The 14,177-nt window shown below is 68.1% G+C and carries 12 protein-coding genes and 1 other RNA gene; 12 read left to right on the top strand and 1 reads right to left on the bottom strand.

The annotated features are described in order from the left end of the window. Positions 1–42 precede the first annotated feature (42 nt). The 10 genes from ACKTT0_RS01270 (at position 43) to ACKTT0_RS01225 (ending at position 8,462) form a co-directional block, all read left to right on the top strand. The gene (locus ACKTT0_RS01270; protein ID WP_407847467.1) at positions 43–438 is read left to right on the top strand and encodes an OsmC family protein; all 396 of its coding nucleotides are present in this window, start codon (positions 43–45) and stop codon (positions 436–438) included. Between the two features lie 144 nt (positions 439–582). Beyond that, positions 583–680: signal recognition particle sRNA small type (gene ffs, locus ACKTT0_RS01265), an RNA gene on the top strand. Between the two features lie 121 nt (positions 681–801). Then, complete coding sequence (locus ACKTT0_RS01260) at positions 802–2,826, top strand: DNA polymerase III subunit gamma/tau (protein ID WP_407847466.1); 2,025 nt, start codon at positions 802–804, stop codon at positions 2,824–2,826. Positions 2,827–2,885: 59 nt separating this feature from the next. Then, entirely contained in the window at positions 2,886–3,212 is a 327-nt protein-coding gene (locus tag ACKTT0_RS01255; protein ID WP_407847465.1) for a YbaB/EbfC family nucleoid-associated protein, read from the top strand. Between the two features lie 19 nt (positions 3,213–3,231). Then, on the top strand, positions 3,232–3,840 hold the full coding sequence (gene recR, locus ACKTT0_RS01250) for a recombination mediator RecR (protein WP_407847463.1): 609 nt from the start codon (positions 3,232–3,234) through the stop codon (positions 3,838–3,840). A 52-nt stretch (positions 3,841–3,892) separates the two neighbouring features. Further along, positions 3,893–5,158, top strand: a complete 1,266-nt coding sequence (locus tag ACKTT0_RS01245; protein ID WP_407847462.1) for a CaiB/BaiF CoA transferase family protein — start codon at positions 3,893–3,895, stop codon at positions 5,156–5,158. Between the two features lie 90 nt (positions 5,159–5,248). Then, the gene (locus tag ACKTT0_RS01240) at positions 5,249–6,289 is read left to right on the top strand and encodes an ABC transporter substrate-binding protein (RefSeq protein ID WP_407847461.1); all 1,041 of its coding nucleotides are present in this window, start codon (positions 5,249–5,251) and stop codon (positions 6,287–6,289) included. Continuing rightward, on the top strand, positions 6,282–7,091 hold the full coding sequence (locus ACKTT0_RS01235) for an ABC transporter ATP-binding protein (protein WP_407847460.1): 810 nt from the start codon (positions 6,282–6,284) through the stop codon (positions 7,089–7,091). The genes ACKTT0_RS01240 and ACKTT0_RS01235 overlap by 8 nt, the downstream gene beginning before the upstream one ends. Before the next feature lies 1 nt (position 7,092). Further along, positions 7,093–7,887 (top strand): ABC transporter permease, encoded by a 795-nt coding sequence (locus ACKTT0_RS01230; RefSeq protein ID WP_407847458.1) that lies wholly within the window; start codon positions 7,093–7,095, stop codon positions 7,885–7,887. A 47-nt stretch (positions 7,888–7,934) separates the two neighbouring features. Then, complete coding sequence (locus ACKTT0_RS01225; RefSeq protein WP_407847456.1) at positions 7,935–8,462, top strand: carboxymuconolactone decarboxylase family protein; 528 nt, start codon at positions 7,935–7,937, stop codon at positions 8,460–8,462. Between the two features lie 162 nt (positions 8,463–8,624). On the opposite strand, the gene tal is transcribed toward ACKTT0_RS01225, so the two are convergent. Continuing rightward, positions 8,625–9,578, bottom strand: coding sequence for a transaldolase (tal, locus tag ACKTT0_RS01220; RefSeq protein WP_407847454.1), 954 nt, complete (start codon positions 9,576–9,578; stop codon positions 8,625–8,627). A 177-nt stretch (positions 9,579–9,755) separates the two neighbouring features. On the opposite strand from tal, the gene carA reads away from it, so the two are divergent. Together carA and carB are read left to right on the top strand one after the other, a co-directional pair. Beyond that, entirely contained in the window at positions 9,756–10,910 is a 1,155-nt protein-coding gene (gene carA / locus ACKTT0_RS01215) for a glutamine-hydrolyzing carbamoyl-phosphate synthase small subunit (RefSeq protein WP_407847453.1), read from the top strand. A 10-nt stretch (positions 10,911–10,920) separates the two neighbouring features. Further along, positions 10,921–14,166, top strand: coding sequence for a carbamoyl-phosphate synthase large subunit (carB, locus tag ACKTT0_RS01210; protein ID WP_407847450.1), 3,246 nt, complete (start codon positions 10,921–10,923; stop codon positions 14,164–14,166). Positions 14,167–14,177 lie beyond the last annotated feature (11 nt).

Genomic DNA, 14,177 nt, shown 5'->3' with positions numbered 1-14,177 from the left:
TTCACGCGTAGGCTGTCGACCTCTGTCGAAAAGGAGGACGATATGGTCACGGCCACCCGCAAGCGCGAACCCTACGCGGTCTCGATCACCAACGGGCGTCATCAGTTGCTTGCCGATACCCGCAAGGCCGGCAGGGGAGGCGACGCCGGCATGCGCCCCCATGAACTGCTGGAAAGCGCGCTCGCCGCATGCCTGTGCATGTCCATCGAGATGGCCGCCGAACGCCACGGCATCGCGCTTGCCGAACACACCGTCGAGGTCGACATCGAGCGCCTGGATCACCAGACCGCCTTCAATGTCGCCATCCGCTTCCAGGCGCCGCTCTCGCCCGAACACCAGGACCTCGTCCGCCAAGCCGCGCAAAACTCCCCCGTCGCCCACACCCTCTCAAAGCCCGTACGCATCCACATGCCCACGATAACCATGACACCCACGTAGTCCGCCCGGCGCATCACTCGCCGCCGCCAGCCCCCTCCCCCCGGGGGGAGGGCGGGGGGAGGGAGCCCCCATACAGCCCCCCTGGGGCCCGCCACCTCGAATTCCAACAGGCGGCCTCCCGGCCGCTCTGTTAGAATTCGAGGTGGCGGGCCCCTTCGCATGGTTCGGCGGTGAACCTGGTCAGGTCGGGAACGAAGCAGCCATAGTCGTTTAGGATCAGTGCCGGAGTAAGGCTCGCCCCACCGGTTTCCCCAAAGGGGCGCCGTAATCGGAACGGATTGTCATGCAGTCCGCGCCCTGGTTGCGGCGCCCCTTTGCATTTCCGGCGCGCCGGCCGCGCGCAACTGGCTCTACAATCCGCCCATGACTTATCTGGTACTGGCCCGCAAGTGGCGGCCGCGCTCGTTCGATACCCTGGTTGGGCAGGACCACGTGGTGCGCGCGCTGACACACGCGCTCGACTCCCAGCGCCTGCACCACGCCTGGCTGTTCACCGGCACGCGCGGCGTGGGCAAGACGACGCTTTCACGCATCCTGGCCAAGTCGCTCAACTGCGAGCAGGGCATTACCTCGAGCCCGTGCGGCCAGTGCCGCGCCTGCACCGAGATCGACGCCGGCCGTTTCGTCGACTACCTCGAGCTCGATGCCGCCTCGAACCGCGGCGTCGAGGAAATGACCCAGTTGCTCGAACAGGCCGTATACGCGCCTGGCGCGGGCCGCTTCAAGGTCTACATGATCGACGAAGTCCACATGCTGACCGGGCATGCGTTCAACGCCATGCTCAAGACGCTCGAAGAGCCGCCGCCGCATGTGAAGTTCATCCTGGCGACCACCGACCCGCAGAAAATCCCGGTCACAGTGCTGTCGCGCTGCCTGCAATTCAACCTGAAGCAGATGCCGCCCGACGCCATCGTCGGCCACCTGCAGGCGGTGCTGGGCGAGGAATCCGTGGGCTTCGAGCTGCCGGCCCTGCGCCTGGTCGCCCAGGCGGCCAGCGGCTCCATGCGCGATGCCCTGTCCCTGACCGACCAGGCCATCGCCTACAGCGCCGGCAACCTGACCGAGGAAGCCGTGCGCGGCATGCTCGGCACCATCGACCAGCGCCACCTGGTGCGCCTGCTCGACGCCCTCGCCGCCGGCGACGCCACCGGCGTGCTGGCGGTCGCCGACGAGCTGGCCACCCGCGGGCTGTCCTATGCCGGCGCGCTGGCCGACCTGGCGGTGCTGTTGTCGCGCGTGGCCATCGAGCAGCGCGTGCCGGGCGCCACGCCGGCCGATGACCCGCTGGCCGGCGACATCGCGCGGCTGGGCGGCATGCTGCACCCCGATGCGGTGCAATTGTTCTATTCCGTGGCCGTGCACAGCCGCGGCGAGCTGTCGCTGGCGCCCGACGAGTACGCCGGCTTCATCATGGCCTGCCTGCGCATGCTGGCCCTGAACGGCCAGGCCGGCCCGGCCGCGGCGCTGCAGGCGCCCGCGCCGGCCACGCAGCCTATGCCGGCAGTCCAGCCGGCGCCGGTGGCCCGGGCCCCGGCGGCGCAGGCCGCCGCCACCGCCGCGCCGCCGCCTGCCGCCGTGCCCCCCGCCGCGGCAACGGCCAAGCCTGTCGCCGCCCCGCCCGCCGCGGCGGGCGGGGCCGCGCCCCAGCCGTCCGCCAAGGCGGCGCCGGCGGCCGCCGACATTCCGCCCTGGGAAGACTCCCCGCCCGCCGAGCCCGCGCCGCCCGCCAAGGCTGCGCCCGCCGCCGCGCTGGCGGTCACGCCGCCGGCCGCCCAGGCCAAGGCGCCGGCGCCCGCCACCGACGAGCCGCCTGCCTGGGTGGACGAAGACATTCCCGATGAGGCCGAGGGGGGCTACCTGCCCGCCGCCGAGTTCACGGCCGACCCGGAAGACGAGTTCGAAACCCTGGCCACGGCCGCGCCGGCCGAGGCCAGGGTGCCCGCGCCCCGCGTGCAGCCGGTGCCGCGCCGCGCCAGGCAATCGGGCCCGCGCCTGGACGCCATGTCCGCCACCGAATGGCCCGGCCTGGCCGCGCGCCTGCCGGTCACCGGGCTGGCCGCCGAGCTGGCGCGCCAGAGCGAATGGGCCGGCGTGCAGGGCGACGCGGTCGTGCTGCGCGTCGCCGTCAAGACCCTGGCGGAAAGCGAAAGCCGCGTCCGGCTGCAGACCGTCCTGTGTGAACATTTCGGACAAGGCCTGCGCCTGGAAATCGAAGTCGGCGCCACCGGCGACGGCACGGCGCACGCCGTCGCGCAGATCGAACGCGCGGCCCGCCAGCAGGCCGCCGAGGACGCCGTCGCCGTCGACCCCTTCGTGCAGGCGCTGGTGGCCGATTTCGGCGGCCGCGTCCTGCCCGGCTCGGTCCGGGCCGTCGATCCGTCCGCGTGAATGGCCCCTGATACCGGGGCGACCCGCGCATTCCACTCTCATTCAAGGAAGCTTCCATCATGATGAAAGGACAACTGGCCGGCCTGATGCGCCAGGCCCAGCAGATGCAGGAAAACATGAAGAAGGCCCAGGACGCGCTGGCCGAGATCGTCGTCGAAGGCGAATCCGGCGGCGGCCTGGTCAAGGTAACCATGACCTGCCGCCACGACGTCAAGCGCGTGGCCATCGATCCCAGCCTGCTGGCCGACGACAAGGACATGCTCGAGGACCTGGTCGCCGCGGCGTTCAACGACGCGCTGCGCAAGGCGGAAAGCACGGCCCAGGAGAAAATGGCCAGCGTCACGGCCGGCATGCCGCTGCCGCCGGGCATGAAGCTGCCGTTCTAAGCCCGCATTGCCCGGCGCGATGGATCCCCAGCTCCCCGAACCCGAGCCGCTGGTCTCGCTGATCGAGGCATTGCGCCGCCTGCCGGGCGTAGGCGTGCGCTCGGCCCGCCGCATGGCCTATCACCTGCTGCAGCACGACTTGCAGGGGGCCGACCTGCTCGGCCGGGCGCTGGCCGGCGCGGTGCAGAACCTGCGCCATTGCGCGCGCTGCAACAGCTTTACCGAAGACGAGATCTGCGCCACCTGCGCCAATCCCAAGCGCGACCCGTCGCTGCTGTGCATCGTCGAGACGCCGGCCGACCAGAACATGATCGAGGCCAGCCACGGCTACCGCGGCCTGTACTACGTGCTGATGGGCCGGGTGGCGCCGCTCGAGGGCATCGGCCCGCGCGAACTGGATTTCCAGCGGCTGCTCGAGCGCGCCTCCGACGGCGTGGTACAGGAGGTCATCCTGGCCACCAATTTCACTGCCGAGGGCGAGACCACCGCGCACTTCCTGGGCGAAGTGCTGGCCGGCAAGGGCCTGAAGGTAACGCGGCTGGCGCGCGGCGTGCCGGCCGGCAGCGAGCTCGAATATGTCGACGCCGGCACCATCGCCTGGGCCCTGATGGAGCGCAAGTCCGCATAGCAATACGGCTGGCGCGCCGAGGCGCCGCCGGCCGCAACGAAGGAGACACCCCATGTCCGCGCTGAAGGGCGTCAAGGTCCTCGAACTGGGCACGCTGATCGCCGGCCCGTTCGCCGCCCGCATGCTGGGAGAATTCGGCGCCAGCGTCATCAAGGTCGAGACCCCGCACGGGCCCGACGGCACCGGCGGCGGCGATCCCATCCGCAGTTGGCGGCACCTGCACGAAGGCAATTCGCTGTGGTGGACGGTGCAGGCCCGCAACAAGCAGTCGATCGCCCTCAATCTCAAGGACCCGCGCGGCCGCGACATCGCCCGCCGCCTGGCGCTGGATGCCGACATCGTGGTGGAAAACTACCGCCCCGGCGTGCTCGAGAAATGGGGGCTGGGCTACGAGCAGCTGCGCGCCGTGAACCCTGCGCTGGTCATGGTGCGGCTGTCCGGCTATGGCCAGACCGGGCCGATGCGCGATGCGCCCGGCTTCGGCGCCATCGCCGAATCGATGGGCGGCCTGCGCTACGTGTCCGGCCACCCCGACCGCCCGCCCGTGCGCGTGGGGATTTCAGTGGGCGATTCGATCGCCGCGCTGCACGCGGTGATAGGCGCGCTGATGGCGCTGCGCCATCGCGACGCCACCGGCGGCCGCTGGAACGGCAAGGAAGGAGCCGATTGCGTGGCGGGGCAGGGGCAGATGGTCGACGTCGCCCTGTACGAATCCGTCTTCAACCTGATGGAAAGCCTGGTGCCCGAGTACGACGTCGCCGGCGTGGTGCGCGAGCGCACTGGCGGCGCCCTGCCGGGCATCGTGCCGTCCAATACGTATACGACCCGCGACGGCCAGAACGTGGTGATCGCGGGCAACGGCGACGCCATCTTCAACCGGCTGATGCACGCCATCGGCCGCGATGACCTGGCCGAGGACCCGCAGCTGGCCCGCAACGACGGGCGCGCCCGCCGCGCCGATGAAATCGACGGCGCCATCCAGCGCTGGTGCGACACGCGCACCATCGACCAGGCGCTGGAGATCCTGCGCGGCGCCGACGTGCCCGTGGGCAAGATCTACAGCGTGGCCGACATGTTCGCCGATCCGCAGTTCATCGCGCGCGGCATGATCGAACAGCACCGCTTCCCCGACGGCAGCCCCGTCAAGCTGCCGGCCGTGGTGCCGCGCCTGTCCGAGACGCCGGGCGGCACGCGCTGGCTCGGCCCGCGCCTAGGGGAACATACCGAAGATGTCCTGAAATCGCTGGGGTATGATGCTGCGGCGATCGCCGAACTGGCCGCCAGCGGCGCAGTCGGCCTGCCGCCGCGCGCCATGTAACATGCCCGCCCGGCGCTTCCGGAATGCCAAGACGACGGCCGTCCAGGCCGCAACGCAGACACAGGCCGCCCAGCGGCAAAGGAGACCCTAATGTCAATCACTCGTCGTGATGTGCTCAAGCTGGCCGGCGCGGCCGGCGCCGTGGGCATGGCGCCAGCCATCGTGCGCGCGCAGAAGCTCGAAAAGCAGAGCGTGCAGATCGCGGTCGGCGGCAAGGCGCTCATTTATTACCTGCCGCTGACCATCGCCGAGGTCAAGGGCTACTTCAAGGACGAGGGCCTGGATGTCAATATCGCCGACTTCGCCGGCGGTTCCAAGGCCCTGCAGGCCGTGGTCGGCGGCAGCGCCGACGTGGTGTCGGGCGCCTTCGAGCACACCCTGCACATGCAGTCCAAGGGGCAGTTCTACCGCGCCTTCGTGCAGCAAGGCCGCGCGCCCATGATCGGGGTCGGCGTGTCCAAGAAGAACATGCCCGACTACAAAGGCCCGGCCGACCTCAAGGGCAAGAAGATCGGCGTGACCGCGCCCGGCTCGTCCACCAACATGGTGGTGAGCTTCTTCCTGTCCAAGCATGGCCTGCGCGACAGCGACGTCTCCATCATCGGCGTGGGCGCCGGCGCCGGCGCGGTGACCGCGCTGCGCAGTGGCCAGATCGACGCCATTTCCAACACCGACCCGGTGGTGTCGATGCTGGCCATGCCCGGCGACATCGAGATCATCGTCGATACCCGCACCCTCAAGGATACGCAGGAAATCTTCGGCGGCAACATGCCCGCCGGCAGCCTGTACGCGCCGCAGGCCTTCATCGACGCCAACCCCAATACGGTGCAGGCGCTCACCAACGCCATCGTGCGTGCCGACAAGTGGATCCAGAAGGCCGGCGCAGAGGAAATCGCCAAGACCGTGCCGACCCAGTACTTGCTGGGCGACCCGGCCGTCTACAAGGCCGCCATCGAGAAAAGCATGGAGGGCCTGTCGCCCGACGGCGTCATTCCCGAGGACGGCGCAGCCACTGCCACCAAGGCCCTGGCCGCCTACGTGAAGGGGTTCGACGCGGCCAAGATCGATCCCGCCAAGGCCTGGACCAACGAGTTCACCCGCCGTGCCAACGAGAAGTATCCCAATGGCTGATGCAGCACTTTCGCTCGAGCACATCACCTGCACCTTCGTGTCGCGCGACGGCGGGGGCAAGCGCTATACCGCCGTGCAGGACACCAGCCTGGCCATCGCCCCGGGCGAGTTCGTCTCGGTCGTGGGCCCCACGGGCTGCGGCAAGTCCACCTTGCTGAATGTCGGCGCGGGCCTGCTGGCGCCCTCGTCGGGACAGGTGAAGGTATTCGGCCAGCCCCTGCAGGGCATCAACCGGCGGGCCGGCTACATGTTCCAGGGCGAGGCGCTGCTGCCCTGGCGCAGCGCGCTGGAGAACGTCATCGCCGGCCTGGAATTCGCCGGCGTGGCGCGCGCCGAGGCGCTCGAGCGCGGCCGCGACTGGCTGCGCCGCGTCGGCCTGGGCGGCTTCGAGGAGCGCTATCCGCACCAGATGTCGGGTGGCATGCGCAAGCGCGCCATGCTGGCCCAGACGCTGATCCGCGACCCTGACATCATCCTCATGGACGAGCCCTTTTCGGCGCTCGACATCCAGACGCGCCAGTTGATGGAAAACGAAGTCCTCGAACTGTGGATGGCCAAGCGCAAGGCCGTGCTGTTCATTACCCACGACCTGGACGAGGCCATCGCCATGAGCGACCGCGTGGTGGTGCTGTCGGCCGGTCCCGGCACCCATCCCATCGGTGAATTCGCCATCGACCTGCCGCGTCCGCGCGACGTGGCGGAAGTGCGCACGCATCCGCGTTTCGTCGAGCTGCACGCGGCCATCTGGGGCGTGCTGCGCGAGGAAGTCCTGAAGGGCTATGCCCAGCAAAAGCGAGCTTGAGATGTCCAGATTGATCAAACCCGGTTCGGCCAGCCTGCGCATCTGGCAACTGTTGTTGCTGGTGGCCATTCTGCTGGTCTGGCATTTTGTCACCCTCGACCCCAAGGTCGCGTTCTTCTTCGGCCAGCCACTGGAAGTATGGGGCCGCATCTGGGCGTGGTTCGTCACCAATGGCGATATCTACCGCCACTTGTGGGTCACGCTGGCCGAGACCGTGCTGGCCTTCTTCATCGGCACGGTGTTCGGCATGGGCTTCGGCCTGTGGCTGGGGCTGTCGAGCACCGCCAGCGCCATCCTCGATCCCTACATCAAGGCGGCCAACTCCATGCCGCGCGTCATCCTGGCGCCGATCTTCGGCATGTGGTTCGGCCTGGGCATCTGGTCCAAGGTGGCGCTGGCCGTGACGCTGGTGTTCTTCATCGTGTTCTTCAATGTCTACCAGGGCGTGCGCGAAGTCAGCCCCACCTTGCTCGACAACGCCCGCATGCTGGGCGCCGGGCGCCGCCAGTTGCTGCGCCACGTATACCTGCCGTCGGCCACCAGCTGGGTGTTCTCCAGCCTGCACACCTCGGTAGGCCTGGCCTTCGTGGGCGCCGTGGTGGGCGAGTACCTGGGCTCGGCCAGCGGTGTGGGCTACCTGATCCTGCAGGCCGAGGGCACCTTCGACGTCAACACGGTGTTCGCCGGCATCGTGGTGCTGACCGCCTTTGCGCTGGTGCTCGACTACATCGTCGGGCTGGGCGAGCAGCGCCTGATGAAATGGCAGCCCAAGACGGGCGAGACCGAAAAAATCTGACCCCGCGCGGCCCCGCGCGGGGCCGCCGCCTTCCCGGAGTTTCCCGCATGGCGCGTCTTCCCTACGCCGATCTGTCCCATCCCGAAGCCCAGCCGCTGGTCGAGCGCATCGTCGCCGAGCGCGGCAGCGTGCTGCACCTGTACCAGATGCTGTTGCACAGTCCCGCCGTGGCTGGCGGCTGGCTGAACTACCTGACGTCGATCCGCCAGCTCAGCAGCCTGCCCGGCGATTTGCGCGAGCTGGTCATCATGCGGGTGGCGGTGCTCAATGGCGCGCCCTACGAGGCCGACCAGCACGCGCCCATCGCGCGGCGCGAGGGCATCAGCCAGGCCCAGCTCGACGCGCTCGACCAATGGGAGTCCTCGGACCTGTTCGCCGCGCGCGAGCGCGCCGTGCTGGCCTATACCGACGCCATGACGCGCCAGATCCAGGTGCCGCAGCCGGTGTTCGATGCGGCGCGCCAGGCCATGGGCAGCGACAAGCTGATGGTCGAGCTGACCGCCACCGTGGCGGCCTACAACATGGTGTCGCGCTTCCTGGAAGCCCTGCAGGTGCACTCGCACGACCAGCGCTGACCGCGCGCGGCGCAGGTGTCTGACACCTACGGTGTCAGACACCGCCCGACGAGCGCCACAGCCAATACCAGGTGTCTGACACCTTGTGTGTCAGACACCGCCCGGTGAGCGCCACAGCCGATAGCAGGTGTCTGACACCTTGCGCGTCAGACACCGCCATGGTCACTGGCCCGCGCCCAGCAAGGCATCCAGCTTGACCGCGTCGGCGGAGAACAGCCGGATGCCCTCGGCCAGCTTCTCCGTGGCCATGGCATTGGCGTTCAGCTCGGTGCGGAACCACACTTCATCGGCCGGGCGGCGCGCGGGCACGCCGCCGGCGTCCATGTCGCGCACCAGGCGGGCCGGCGCGTCGCCGGGCGTGCCGGCCAGTTCCTGCAGCAATTCGGGGCTGATGGTCAGCAGGTCGCAGCCCGCCAGCGCCAGGATCTGGCCGGTGTTGCGGAAGCTGGCGCCCATGATCTCGGTGGCGATGCCGTGGTGCTTGTAATAGCGGTAGATCTCGGTCACCGACTGCACGCCGGGGTCGTCCGCGCCGGCGTTGGCGGTTTCCACCCAGTCGGCGCCGGCGGCCTTCTTGTACCAGTCGTAGATGCGGCCCACGAAAGGCGAGATGAGCTGCACGCCGGCGTCGGCGCAGGCCACCGCCTGGGGCAGCGAGAACAGCAGCGTCAGGTTGCAGCGGATGCCGTCGGCCTGCAGCACGCGCGCCGCCTGGATGCCTTCCCAGGTCGATGCCATCTTGATCAGCACGCGCTCGCGCGCAATGCCGGCCGCCTCGTACAGCGCGACCAGGCCGCGCGCGCGTTCCACCGTGGCACGCGTATCGAACGACAGGCGCGCGTCGACTTCGGTCGACACCCGGCCCGGCACGATGTTGAGGATCTCGCGCCCGAATGCCACCAGCAGCCGGTCGGTCAGCTCGGGCAGCGGCGCGCCGCGGTGGTCGCGCACCACTTGGTCCAGCAGCGGACGGTAGGCGTCTTTCTGGACCGCCTTGAGGATCAGCGACGGGTTGGTGGTGGCGTCGGTCGGACGCAGCGTCCGCATGGCTTCAAAATCGCCGGTATCGGCGACAACGGTGGTGTGGCGACGCAGGGCTTCTAATTGGCTGGACATGGGGACAGATCAACAAAGGCAAAGGTTGTCGATAAGGGTAGGGTATCACTAGGCATGGGCCGGTTTTGACACGAAAACCCCGGCCCGCAGCCTTATTCGGCGCGGTTCCCCGGGCAAATGGCCCTTCCAGGGTATAATTCCAAGGTTTGATTACTGATTCTTAAACCGGGGTTTACTGTGCTGCCGCAACTTTTTCCCGAGGGTGCCGATCGCTTCCCTCCTGCAATTCTGGCTTTGGCGGACGGTACCATTTTCCGGGGCGTATCCATCGGCGCACCAGGGCATACGGTGGCCGAAGTGGTGTTCAACACCGCCATGACCGGCTACCAAGAAATCCTCACCGATCCCAGCTATAACGGCCAGATCGTCACGCTCACCTACCCGCACATCGGTAATACCGGCGTCAACGCCGAAGACGTCGAAACCGCGCGCGTGCTGGCCTCCGGCCTGGTGGTGCGCGACTGCCCCGCGCGGGTGTCCAACTTCCGCGCCACCCAGTCCCTGCCCGAGTACCTGGCCGCCCAGGGCGTAGTCGCCATTTCCGGAGTCGACACCCGCAAGCTCACCCGCATCCTGCGCGACGGCGGCGCCCAGGGCGCCTGCATCCTGGTGGGCGACGACGCCGAGCGCGCCGTCGAGCTGGCGCGCGGCTTCCCCGGCATGACCGGCCAGGACCTCGCCAAGGTCGTCTCCATCAAGGAAAGCCAGGACTGGAAACAGGGCACCTGGCGCCTGGGCGAAAGCTTCGGCGCGCCCGCGCAGGACCGCTTCCACGTGGTCGCCTACGACTTCGGCGTCAAGTACAACATCCTGCGCCTGATGGCCGACCGCGGCTGCCGCATCACGCTGGTGCCGGCCCAGACCTCCGCCGAGGACGTCCTCAAGCTCGAGCCGGACGGCGTCTTCCTGGCCAACGGCCCGGGCGACCCGGAGCCCTGCGACTACGCCATCGCCGCCACCCGCGTCTTCCTGGAGCGCAAGCTGCCCGTCTTCGGCATCTGCCTGGGCCACCAGATCATGGGCCTGGCCGTGGGCGGCAAGACGGTGAAAATGAAAACCGGCCACCACGGCGCCAACCACCCGGTGCAGGATCTCGATTCCAAGCGCGTCTTCATCACCAGCCAGAACCACGGCTTCAACGTCGACGCCGCTACGCTGCCGGCCAACGCCCGCGTCACCCATGTGTCGCTGTTCGACGGCACGCTGCAGGGTTTCGAGCTCACCGACCGTCCCGCGTTCTGTTTCCAGGGCCACCCCGAGGCCAGCCCGGGCCCGCACGACATCATCGTGCTGTTCGACAAATTCATCAGCCTGATGGCCGGCCAGAAATAATCATCGCATCATGCCCAAGCGTACAGATCTAAAAAGCATCCTCATCATCGGCGCCGGCCCCATCATCATCGGGCAGGCCTGCGAGTTCGACTATTCCGGCGCGCAGGCGTGCAAGGCGCTCAAGGCCGAGGGCTACCGCACCATCCTGGTGAACAGCAACCCGGCCACCATCATGACCGACCCGGAAACGGCCGACGTCACCTACATCGAGCCGATCACCTGGCAGGCGGTCGAGAAAATCATCGAACGCGAAAAACCCGACGCCCTGCTGCCCACCATGGGCGGGCAGACGGCGCTGAACTGCGCGCTCGACCTGGCCCGCCACGGCGTGCTCGAGAAGCACAACGTCGAGCTCATCGGCGCCAACGAACAGGCCATCGAAAAAGCCGAGGACCGCCAGAAGTTCAAGCAGGCCATGACCGCCATCGGCCTGGAGTCGGCCAAGTCGGGCATCGCGCACAGCATGGACGAAGCCTGGGAAGTGCAGCGCCGCATCGCGGCCGAGACCGGCACTTCCGGCTTCCCGGCGGTCATCCGCCCCAGCTTCACCATGGGTGGCTCGGGCGGCGGCATCGCCTACAACGCCGAGGAATTCGAAACCATCTGCCGCCGCGGCCTCGAGGCCTCGCCCACCAGCGAACTGCTGATCGAAGAGTCGCTGCTGGGCTGGAAGGAATTCGAGATGGAGGTCGTGCGCGACAAGGCCGACAACTGCATCATCGTCTGCTCCATCGAGAACCTCGACCCCATGGGCGTGCACACGGGCGACTCCATCACCGTCGCGCCGGCCCAGACGCTCACCGACAAGGAATACCAGATCATGCGCAACGCATCCATTGCGGTGCTGCGCGAGATCGGCGTCGACACGGGCGGTTCCAACGTGCAGTTCGCGGTCAATCCCCATAACGGCCGCATGATCGTCATCGAGATGAATCCGCGCGTGTCGCGTTCGTCGGCCCTGGCTTCCAAGGCCACCGGTTTCCCCATTGCCAAGGTCGCCGCGCGCCTGGCGGTGGGCTACACCCTCGACGAACTGCGCAACGAGATCACCGGCGGCGCCACGCCGGCCTCGTTCGAGCCTTCCATCGACTACGTGGTCACCAAGGTGCCGCGTTTCGCGTTCGAGAAATTCCCGCAGGCCGACGCCCGCCTGACCACACAGATGAAGTCGGTCGGCGAGGTCATGGCCATCGGCCGCACCTTCAAGGAATCGTTCCAGAAGGCCCTGCGCGGCCTGGAAGTCGGCGTGGACGGCCTGAACCAGAAAACCACCGACCGCGAGAAGCTGCAGGTCGAGCTGGGCGAGCCCGGCCCCGAGCGCATTTGGTACGTGGGCGACGCCTTCGCGCAAGGCTTCACGCTGGACGAAGTGCACAACATCACGCGCATCGACCCGTGGTTCCTGGCGCAAATCAAGGAAATCGTCGACATCGAGCTGGCGCTCGAGCAGAAGACCCTGGCCGACCTCGACTACGCCACGCTGTGGCAGCTCAAGCGCATGGGCTTCTCCGACCGCCGCCTGGCCTTCCTGCTGGACTCGTCCGAGTCCGAGATCCGCAAGCTGCGCCACCAGCTGAACGTGCGCCCGGTGTACAAGCGCGTCGACACCTGCGCCGCCGAGTTCGCCACCCGCACCGCCTACATGTACTCCACGTACGAGGACGAATGCGAGGCGCAACCCACCGACCGCAAGAAGATCATCGTGCTGGGCGGCGGGCCCAACCGCATCGGCCAGGGCATCGAGTTCGACTACTGCTGCGTGCACGCGGCGCTGGCGCTGCGCGAAGACGGCTACGAGACCATCATGGTCAACTGCAACCCGGAAACCGTCTCCACCGACTACGACACCTCCGATCGCCTGTACTTCGAGCCCCTCACGCTCGAAGACGTGCTGGAAATCGTCCACAAGGAAAACCCGGTGGGCATGATCGTCCAGTACGGCGGCCAGACGCCGCTGAAGCTGGCGCGCGCCCTGGAAGCCAACGGCGTGCCCATCATCGGCACCAGCCCGGAATCCATCGACGTGGCCGAGGACCGCGAGCGCTTCCAGAAGCTGCTCAACAAGCTCGGCCTGCGCCAGCCGCCCAACCGCACCGCGCGCACCGAGGGCGAGGCCCTGGCGCACGCCGCCGACATCGGCTATCCCCTGGTGGTGCGCCCCAGCTACGTGCTGGGCGGCCGCGCCATGGAAATCGTGCATGAGCAGCAAGACCTCGAGCGCTACATGCGCGAGGCGGTCAAGGTCAGCAACGATTCCCCCGTGCTGCTCGACCGCTTCCTCAACAACGCGACCGAAGTCGACGTCGATTGCCTGTCCGACGGCGAAACCGTCTTCATCGGCGGCGTCATGGAACACATCGAGCAGGCCGGCGTGCACTCCGGCGATTCGGCCTGCAGCCTGCCGCCGTATTCGCTCTCGGCCGAGGTCATCGCCGAGATCAAGCGCCAGACCACCATGATGGCGCGCGCCCTGAACGTCAACGGCCTGATGAACGTGCAGTTCGCCATCCAGGGCGGCGATGTCTACGTCCTGGAAGTCAATCCGCGCGCCTCGCGCACGGTGCCGTACGTTTCCAAGGCCACCGGCCTGCAGCTGGCCAAGATCGCCGCGCGCGCCATGGCCGGCCGCACCCTGGCCGCCCAGGGCATCACGCGCGAGGTCGTGCCGTCCTACTTCTCGGTGAAGGAAGCGGTCTTCCCGTTCGTGAAGTTCCCCGGCGTGGACACCATCCTCGGTCCCGAAATGAAGTCCACCGGCGAAGTCATGGGCGTGGGCACCAGCTTCGGCGAAGCCTTCGTCAAGTCGCAGCTGGCCGCCGGCGTGCGCCTGCCCGAGAACGGCACGGCCTTCATCAGCGTCAAGGACCAGGACAAGCCCCGCGCCGTCGAAGTGGCGCGCGGCCTGCACAACCTGGGCTTCAAGCTGGTGGCCACGCGCGGCACCGCCGCCCAGATCGAGGCCTCGGGCATCCCGGTGCAGGTAGTCAACAAGGTCACCGAGGGCCGTCCGCACATCGTCGACATGGTCAAGAACGGCGAGATCTCGCTGGTCATCAACACCGTCGAGGAACGCCGCAACGCCATCGCCGATTCGCGCACCATCCGTACGCAGGCCCTGGCGGCGCGGGTCACGTTCTTCACCACCATCGCCGGCGCGCGCGCCGCGGTCGAGGGCATGCAGTACCTGCGCCAGGGGCTCGGCCTGCAGGTGTATCCGTTGCAGGAACTGCACGCCGGATTGCAGTCCGCCGCTTAACGGTCTACCGT

Origin of the sequence: Bordetella saccharivorans (assembly GCF_045862855.1) — a bacterium.
Classification (GTDB): domain Bacteria; phylum Pseudomonadota; class Gammaproteobacteria; order Burkholderiales; family Burkholderiaceae_B; genus Bordetella_A; species Bordetella_A petrii_F.
The sequence above is the reverse complement of the archived record's forward strand: the minus strand, read 5'-3'. Positions and strand labels throughout refer to the sequence as shown.